The 8,589-nt window shown below is 34.8% G+C and carries 7 protein-coding genes and 1 pseudogene; 1 reads left to right on the top strand and 7 read right to left on the bottom strand.

Translation table 11 applies throughout. From position 1 onward, the window contains the following. Positions 1 to 96 precede the first annotated feature (96 nt). Entirely contained in the window at positions 97 to 1,023 is a 927-nt protein-coding gene (locus Q0A18_RS06405) for a T9SS type A sorting domain-containing protein (RefSeq protein ID WP_292009316.1), read from the top strand. Between the two features lie 57 nt (positions 1,024 to 1,080). Here Q0A18_RS06405 and Q0A18_RS06400 read toward each other — a convergent pair whose 3' ends face one another. From Q0A18_RS06400 to Q0A18_RS06370, 7 genes and pseudogenes are all read right to left on the bottom strand, one after another. Further along, positions 1,081 to 3,897: an aminopeptidase gene (locus Q0A18_RS06400; RefSeq protein WP_292009315.1), complete on the bottom strand. Its 2,817-nt coding sequence runs from the start codon at positions 3,895 to 3,897 to the stop codon at positions 1,081 to 1,083. A gap of 51 nt (positions 3,898 to 3,948) precedes the next feature. Then, on the bottom strand, positions 3,949 to 5,328 hold the full coding sequence (gene pyrF / locus Q0A18_RS06395; RefSeq protein ID WP_292009314.1) for an orotidine-5'-phosphate decarboxylase: 1,380 nt from the start codon (positions 5,326 to 5,328) through the stop codon (positions 3,949 to 3,951). A 126-nt stretch (positions 5,329 to 5,454) separates the two neighbouring features. Continuing rightward, complete coding sequence (locus tag Q0A18_RS06390) at positions 5,455 to 5,790, bottom strand: YkvA family protein (RefSeq protein ID WP_292009313.1); 336 nt, start codon at positions 5,788 to 5,790, stop codon at positions 5,455 to 5,457. Between the two features lie 81 nt (positions 5,791 to 5,871). Beyond that, the gene (locus Q0A18_RS06385; protein WP_292009312.1) at positions 5,872 to 6,411 is read right to left on the bottom strand and encodes a TlpA disulfide reductase family protein; all 540 of its coding nucleotides are present in this window, start codon (positions 6,409 to 6,411) and stop codon (positions 5,872 to 5,874) included. Further along, positions 6,408 to 6,971: a thioredoxin family protein gene (locus Q0A18_RS06380; protein WP_292009311.1), complete on the bottom strand. Its 564-nt coding sequence runs from the start codon at positions 6,969 to 6,971 to the stop codon at positions 6,408 to 6,410. Before Q0A18_RS06380 ends, Q0A18_RS06385 begins: the two co-directional genes overlap by 4 nt. A 10-nt stretch (positions 6,972 to 6,981) precedes the next feature. Beyond that, on the bottom strand, positions 6,982 to 8,052 hold the full coding sequence (aroC, locus tag Q0A18_RS06375; RefSeq protein ID WP_292009310.1) for a chorismate synthase: 1,071 nt from the start codon (positions 8,050 to 8,052) through the stop codon (positions 6,982 to 6,984). A gap of 50 nt (positions 8,053 to 8,102) precedes the next feature. Continuing rightward, positions 8,103 to 8,589 (bottom strand): annotated as a pseudogene (locus Q0A18_RS06370) (hypothetical protein); the annotation flags it as partial.

Raw genomic sequence — 8,589 nt, 5'->3', positions numbered from 1 at the left:
GAGTATAGGAATATTAACACAAAATTAATCTCATTATTGTTTCGGGCTTTATAATACCTTCTAAATTTGTTGACATAAAACACAAAATATACTACTATGAAAAAGATTTATTTTTTCACATCTGTTTTTTATTCAATTTTCAGCTTTGGTCAGATTAGTCTCATATCTTCAGGAGTAGCTTATCTTCAAGACTTTGATATAATGGGTAATACAAAGGTATTTCCGGCGGGCTGGTCAGCAATAAGAGCTTCCGGTTCAGGGACTGTAGGACAGTCTTTAACTCTTGCTGTAACGGATGGGAATTCCAGCTCAGGAGGGGTTTATAATGTGGGAACTGCCGGAAACCCAGACCGAGCATTGGGAACCATGGCTTCGGGGTCTACGATTCCTGCATTAGGTGCACAGTTTATTAATAATACAGGATCTGATATTACGAGTATAACAATATCTTTCACCGAGGAACAGTGGAAAACAGGTAGCAACACAGCGATTGAGGTAGTAGCTTTTTCCTATAGTACGGATGCGGATCGCTTAGATTCGGGTAGCTGGACTCCAGTTACTGATCTGGACATGGTAGAGATATTAACATCGGATAATAATAATACTCCTGTAGACGGTAATCTGGCAGTAAATAGAGTAAATAAGTCACATACTATTTCAGGATTAAACATTCCTAATGGAGGAAATTTATTTATTAAATGGGTAGATAAAAATGAACCTGGAAGTGATGGATTATATGCTGTAGACGATTTTTCATTAACCCCAAATACAAGCATATTAGGAGTGACTGATGTGAGAAAATCAAAAATAAAATTTATTAAAAATACTTTTGTTCAGCATGAAATTATATTTGAAACAGAAGTTAAGATGGTAAAAATATATAATCATTTGGGGCAGATTATCAAGGAATCAGCTTTGCCAATCAATATGAAGTTTAATATTTCCGAACTGCCGAAAGGGAATTATATAGTTACGGCAATTGTTAATAATACGCAGGTTTTTCAAAAAATAGTAAAGGATTAATTAGTTGTTTCTTTTATAATGAGGAGTGGCCGTAGATCATTTTACAGCCGCTCTTTTTTAATACCACCCTCTTCTGGCAGCATTGATAATGGCTCCCAAATTAAGGACAAGTGTGTACCGGATTCTTTTAGCATAATCTTTAAATGAAGGTTCAAAACCTAAAGACGACTGGATAGGAAAATAAATTTCGAGAAAATCCGGAATCAATTTTACCTTAATTCCACTGTCCCATATAAATTCTGTGGATGCATTCTTATTTTTATAGATTCCTGCATCAGCATAGACATGGAAAATTTTCCAAACACTTGAATCAACATTGAAAGAGGTGATCCACTGATTCACACTACCGGGAAGGAAAGATTTGAATCCACCGTCTGCAAGAATAAACTGTTGAGATAAAATTCCACCCGTTGCACTTTCTCCCAAAAGACTGTAGGAAAATGAATAATTGGAGACCCTTGAAATACCATAATTAAAAGTATTATTCCGGGTATCATTGTTGATGAAATATCCGGCAAATAATCTTAAGCTTAATTTTTGTTTAGGAGCAAATTCCCATCGGTAAAAACCTTCTGCTGTAATTTTATTGAAGTCTTTCATACCTTGGGCACTGATGCTAAAACTCTTCTCGTGTATCATCTGGTTATCTGTATATCCATAACCGGCACTCCATAGGTTGTACCTGGAATAGTCCCTGTTTGCAGCCATAATTGGGCTCAGATCCCTTTCGAAATAGTTGTAGGAAAGACTGATTCCTCTGCTTACCGTACTTCTTGGATTTTTCCTGAAATTGATATTAGAGAAAATAGATGATTTTTTATAAGAAAGATCATAGTCGTAATGGAAATAAGAACCCGATACCCCAAATGTAAGACTTCTGATAATACTTTCAGCAGGCAGAATAGAGTAGGAGACGGCGCCTGAACCTGTAAGTTTTCCTGTTCCGGAACTGTACATAGGTGTTATAGAGTACAGAAATTTCTGATCAAATAATGATTGATTTTTGAAATTAATTCCAAACAGAAATTTATCATAGGTATTGCTGAAGCGGATGCGTGGACTTATATAAATTTCATTATACTCCGGATTAGGAATATCCTTTAAAAGCTTTAATTTTATTTTCTTAGTATTGGAAAATAATCCTTTAGCATATAAGAAGTTATCCCTGTATTTGGTTTCGGGAAATATGAAATCATCATTGAGGGTGATTTTATATACATCCTGGGCCGGAATTGTAACTGTTTTTATATGATCATTTTCAGGAGTTTCAACCCAATAAGACTTTCTTTCCCCATTTTTAGATTGAGTGTCAAGTTTTACAGGAATATCAAGGGGGGTATTTTTGTATATATTGATGTGGAGGGAGTCATCGTTTCGTTTAAATCTTTTAAGTTTAAAATTAACCCTGTTTTTCTGCTGAAAGAAAGAAGCCAGATAATCCGTTGTCTTTTCTTTTTCTGCAAGTTCTTTTAAAAAATCCTGGGCATGAATCTGCTGATCATTGTTTTTTGAAATATAGTTTTTAGCTACAGCTTCAAACCTGTCGGCTCCCATTTTCTCTGCAGAATAGTTGAATAAACTTCCCGTTTCAAAGCTGCTGATTGCCATATCATTGAAATTACTCAGAACCGTATAGGTTGAATTAATTTTCTGATCAAGATTCTGAGCTGCGATATATTGATAAGCCAGACCATAGCGCTCTATTAAGTTAACTCTTGAAGCATGAAACAGCTTTAAAGGCTTTACTCCAAAAATTCTGGTTTCAGGTAAGCTCCCTAATAACTTTGTATCAGGATAGAATTTTTTGAGATATTGAATTTCCAGATAAGATTTTAATCCGTTTTTGAACCAATGGTTATCCTGTTTGTCAGTTATGATATTTTCATCCAGTATTTTTTTAGCAATAATTCCGAAATAGTCAAGATCGATCTTTTCAGCATTGGAAAATAGCTGGAACCGGAATTTCCAAAAGTGGATATCATTATTTCCAAAGAAATCTTCATTAGCCCTGAATTTGTTGGATATAAATAATTTGTCAGGAATAGATCCCATTCTGTCTTTGATAAAACTAAGGTGCAAAGGAAGATAAAATTCTAGGTTTTCTTTGTCCTGCAGAGTTAAGTTATATCCAAAATAAATATCAGTATGGATATCCTTAGTATTGATTTTTATAGAAGGATATTCGATTTTTGAAATTAAAAATTCAGGATCTGAATTCAGATATCCTCGGAATAGATGAGCTTCTACCTGAGGAAGTCCACTTTGAATAAAATAATCAGAAGGCATATCAAAATTGACATTCCAATAGGTATTGAAGCTTACAGATTCTTCAATATCATAATATACTTTTTTAAAAGAATTGTCCGGATCAAAATGATCGGGAACCAGGAAAAAATATTTTAATGCAATATCTTGCCCGGAGATTCCATATCCCGTAAATTTTTTATCAGGGAGCTGAATCTGGTACTGCAGCTCTATCTGAGTGCTCTCCCCGGGTTTTAAAGACTGCGGAAGAGGGATATATAAGTTTTCATCAGAAAGATTTGAGATAGAGACCGAATCCTCCCTGTTTTTTATTTCTAGTTCTAATAACTTTCCCAGCTGCTCCGGTTTTGCAAAATGGAGATCACTATTGCGGTCTTCCAGTTTCCTGTAAACTAAAGAGGTTCCTCTTTTATTATAAGCAGAAATCCAGTTTAAAAGTTTAATAACATTTAAATCATTTCCGGAATTGTTATAGTAAACAAGTCTTTGACTGATGTTCAGCACCCTTTTATCTTCTGAAAATCTGGCATCTATAAATATGCTATCCTTTTGCGCAGCAATCCGCACAAAACCTAAAAACAGAATAAAACAAATGCTAATCTTTTTCAAAATTGTGATAAAGCACCAAATATAAATTATTTTGAATAGACTTTCTGTAAATTATCCCTGAATTATACTTTTTTGCATAGAATTTAGATAAGCATTCCATCCTTCATTTTTATAAGCGATGGCAGCTTCTTGAGGGTTACCGGATTTGTAAATACCGCGTCCTACAATGATAAAGTCTGTATGAAGGTTTTTGAACACATATTCCGGGGTGTTATATTGCTGTCCTTTTCCATCTCCCGAATCTGCAAGGTTAACTCCCGGAGTAAATAACAGAATCTCATCCGGAATCTGATTTTGGGATACACCTCCAATTACATTTGGATGTGATAAGGCTATTTTCAGAGCTTCTTCACGATAGTTATTAGTCGTTAATGTCCCTTTGGATGACATTCCGATGATAGCTACCACTCCTACATTGGTAAAGCAGTCTAAAGATTCGAATCCTCCGATTACCTGAGAAGTTACGAAATCTGCCCATTCAGTGATTTTGAAAACTCCACTGGTAAATTGTAATTCCTGGGTATTTCCGATATCTGCAAATTTTCTGTCTTCCATTAATAAAAACTGATGCTTCGAAGCCAATTCTTTTAAGGGAATTATCGTTTTTTCATATCCGAAATCGGAAATAATGTCGATATGCGTTTTAAGAGCTATAATATGAGGTCCTACCTGGTCGGCAAGTTCTAATAATTCTTTTGTAGTTGTAACGTCAGCAGAAGCGATAAGGTTTGAGTTTTTGGCTAAAGCTGTTTCCAAAAGCTTCTTTGATACGGAATGCTGGGCATGTTTTAGTTTTTGCTCGTAAGAAAGTCTGGATTTCTCTTCAAACTGGATATGGTTTCCTGCAAGAAAATCATGAATTCTTTTAACTTCATCATCGGTAAGTTCTCCGCTTTCCTGAAGAATATTACAGACTTCACAAATATTAAATAGAGTATGAACACGATAACCCTTACTTTCCAGTAATTGTTTTCCTCCCTGTTCTCTGTCTAAAACCACAACGATATCTGCCACCTTGATATCCTCTTGTTCTATTTCGGCGATTGTTTCTAATAAAGATTTTCCGGAAGTAATAACATCTTCTACCAAAAGACAGTTTTGTCCTTTCTGGTAAATTCCTTCAATCATTTTCTTTGTACCGTAGTTTTTAGCTTCTTTTCTTTTAATAATCAATGGAATGTAGCTTTCTAAAGACATTGCTGTTGCCATTGGGAGAGCGGCATAAGGAACTCCGCAGATCAGATCAAAATTATCCAATGGAAGCATTTCCAATAAATAGTTGGCTAGTTTTTTTAAGATTTTAGGATCTGAAGCAAGAGGTCTTAAATCCACATAGAAAGGACTTTCAATGCCACTTTTTAGGGTGAATCTCCCGAATTTAATAATGCCTAATTTATAACACTCTAAAAAGAATTCTTTTTTACTTTCCATTATTTTTTATTAGATTTTGCAAATTTAAGGATTTGAAATAAGGCTTAAAAATTTAAATTCTTAATTTATAAATAAAAAGACCATTTTAATGAAAATTAAAATGGTCTGATACTTACTTTTTTTAAGTTATTTTACAATCTGAGCGTCAATAACCTTAGTATATTTTTGTTCTGCTTCCCACAACAGAAACTTATCTACTTCTTTGATCAGTTTCGGAATAGTAAGATAGAGGATAGCCAAATCATCTAAAACTCCTACTACAGGAACTGCAATTTCAGGAAGAAGATCTATGGGGGAGGCTACATACAGAAGTCCTAATAGAGGGAGAATAATATCTATGGATTTTACAGGATATAATCCTTTTTTCCAATACTTGATCATTCTGAATATATCAGGAATCTTTTTTACAAAACCTTTATGGTTTATGGCTTCTTTAGCGAGACTTAGTTTAGAATATTTCATTGTTTGTGTTTGGCTATGAATTTCTTAACCTTACAAAATTCGCAAATTCTGTACCAACAAATTATAAAATTTAGTTAAAAATTATTGAATCACCGTATCAATGAACTTGTATACAGATTCTGTGCTCCAGTCTTTGTATGCATCTTCCTTTAAAAGGATTCTTCCATTCTTATCTAAAAGGAAAGTCGTAGGAAAAGCTTTAGGCAGAAGTTTTTCGGAAATTGGGCTCTGGGCTATATATACAGGAACATTGTAATTGTTTTCCTGAAGAAATTTTTTTACGGCAGCTTCTTCATCCTTCATGGCTATCAGTACAAAATCCATTTTATCCTTTCTGGTGTCATACAGTTTCTGGATGGTAGGCCATTCTTTCCTGCAGGGTGGGCACCATGTTCCCCAAAAATTAAGAAAAACAGGCTTGTCCCTGAAATTTTTCAGATTGGTACTGGATACATTAATCCCCTGTAGGTCAATGTCATAATCATTTTCACTCACAGTAACAGCTTTCTCTATGGTAGCCACCGGGAAAAACTGGTCCCCCAAGAATTTCCTTACTCCGGGAATAAGTAAGATACCTCCTATAATGAGAACTAATACAATATAAACGATATTTTTTTTCATAGTAATTCTAAAATTTCTTGAATAGCATCTTTGCCTCTGTTTTTGGCATAGTATATCTGGAGATCATTGTAAAACTGTTCTCTCGGATACGATTCTGGATCGGCCTTGAATTTTAATAGAAGACCATGTCCATATTGAGGACGTGGACCCCATGAATTTTTAACATTAAGCTCATTGTCCATAATAATGACTTTGGGTATGGACTGTGTTCCGTTGGTCTGGAACTGATCAATAAGACTTGTATCACTATCCCTGAGGAAAATTTTAACTTCATTTCTGCCTTCGAAGAATTTAACAAGAGCCGGCACTGTTGTACTTGCGTCTCCGCACCAAGGTTCTGATATGATGAGTATTTTTCCGTCGAAGTTTTTAGATTGTAAAATATTGCGCTGCTCTTTGTCTGCTGAAAACTTACTTAGCGTTCTCTCCATTCTCTGAACTCCTAATTCATAATAAGGTTTGAATTCTATATCATTTTCATTGTCCGGATTTTCTAATCTTTGTTTTGAAATGGTAAGATATTCTTCAAATGTGATTGCATTTTCCCAATACTTTTTCATTCTAAGTGTTTTAAAAATTATTATAATTTCTTGTCTTATTAATTAAAAATAAATCAGCCAATACAAAAGCCGCAAGGGCTTCTACTACAGGGACAGCTCGGGGAAGAACACAAGGATCATGTCTCCCTTTTCCTTCTACGGTGACAGGTTTTCCATATCTGTCAACACTTTCCTGAGGTCGTAAAATCGTAGCGATCGGTTTAAAAGCAACCCGGAAATAAATATCCATTCCATTGGAAATTCCTCCCTGAATACCTCCTGATAAATTAGTTTGTGTAGTAAAATCTGTGTTGAAAGCATCATTATGCTCTTTTCCTGTCATTTTAGCTCCACAAAAACCACTTCCATATTCAAATCCTTTACAAGCGTTGATATTTAACATGGCTTTTCCCAGTTCAGCCTGTAATTTGGAGAATATAGGTTCTCCAATTCCCACAGGGACATTTTTGATTACGCAGGTGATGGTGCCTCCGATTGTATTTCCCTCTTTTTTAATTTCCTTGATTCTTGAAATCATTTTTTCTGCTGTTTCAGGATCAGGGCACCGTACTTCATTACTTTCCGTTTTAGAAAAGTCAAGAGCCTGATAAGGTTTTTCACAGAAAATATCTCCTACAGAAGATACATAGGCGTTAATTTCAAACTCGGGGAGAAGCTGTTTGGCTAATGCTCCTGCCACTACCCAGTTTATAGTTTCTCTGGCAGAAGATTTTCCTCCTCCACGATAATCTCTTATCCCGAATTTCTGGTCGTAGGTGAAATCTGCATGACTCGGACGGTAAGCATCGGCGATATGTTCATAGTCTTTAGATTTTTGATTTTCATTCTCAATAATAAAACCTATCGGAGTTCCTGTAGTTTTTCCTTCAAAAATCCCTGAGAGAAACTTTACTGTATCGCTTTCTTTTCGTTGAGTAACGATGGCTGATTGTCCTGGTTTTCTTCGATCCAGTTCATATTGAACTTTTTCTATATCTATTTCCAGGCCTGCCGGAAAATTATTAATTATTCCACCATAAGCGGCACCGTGGCTTTCACCAAATGTCGTAAGACTGAGAAAATTACCTAAACTATTAAACATGATACAAAATTACCTTTTTTTCTTTAGATAATAAAGTATTGGGATTTGTTCTATTGATAAGAAAGGTTGATCTTATGAATAATCTTTTTGAGCTCTTCTTTTTCCTGCTTATTTGCCTTTTTCCATATGAATCCTTTTCCTAAATTTTTGGAGTCTATAAGCTGAGGAAAGATCCCTGCTTTTTCATATTCATAGATATATCCTGTGGAAATAGCAGGAAGAGGAGTGTCAAAATTATAAGGATATTTTTTTGATACATTGAAGATCAGATTTCCCAGTTTAAAAGTATCGTAGGTATGATATTCATATGTAGAAGGTTTGTATAATTGTGTTTTTTCAAATTTCCCCATAAAATTTCCCAGTTTGAAACTTGGGATATATTGTTGTAGTAAAGAAGGGAAAGCGAATGTGGAAATAAGAAGGAGACTCAGTCCTGAAAATATAGCGAGAGATAGTCTTTGAGATAGTCTTTTGAAAAATAATATGAAAAATATTACAAAGAATACATCTGTGAAAAATCTGTATTGAGCTGAGAAT

Origin of the sequence: Chryseobacterium sp. (assembly GCF_022712095.1) — a bacterium.
In the GTDB taxonomy this organism is placed as follows: Bacteria; Bacteroidota; Bacteroidia; order Flavobacteriales; family Weeksellaceae; genus Chryseobacterium.
The sequence above is the reverse complement of the archived record's forward strand: the minus strand, read 5'-3'. Positions and strand labels throughout refer to the sequence as shown.

Coding starts and splice junctions, on each gene's coding strand:
- Q0A18_RS06390 (WP_292009313.1), bottom strand. CDS start 5,790: ATGAAATATTCTAAACTAAGTCTCGCTAAAGAAGCCATAAACCATAAA.
- aroC (WP_292009310.1), bottom strand. CDS start 8,052: ATGTTTAATAGTTTAGGTAATTTTCTCAGTCTTACGACATTTGGTGAA.
- Q0A18_RS06380 (WP_292009311.1), bottom strand. CDS start 6,971: ATGAAAAAGTATTGGGAAAATGCAATCACATTTGAAGAATATCTTACC.
- pyrF (WP_292009314.1), bottom strand. CDS start 5,328: ATGGAAAGTAAAAAAGAATTCTTTTTAGAGTGTTATAAATTAGGCATT.
- Q0A18_RS06385 (WP_292009312.1), bottom strand. CDS start 6,411: ATGAAAAAAAATATCGTTTATATTGTATTAGTTCTCATTATAGGAGGT.
- Q0A18_RS06405 (WP_292009316.1), top strand. CDS start 97: ATGAAAAAGATTTATTTTTTCACATCTGTTTTTTATTCAATTTTCAGC.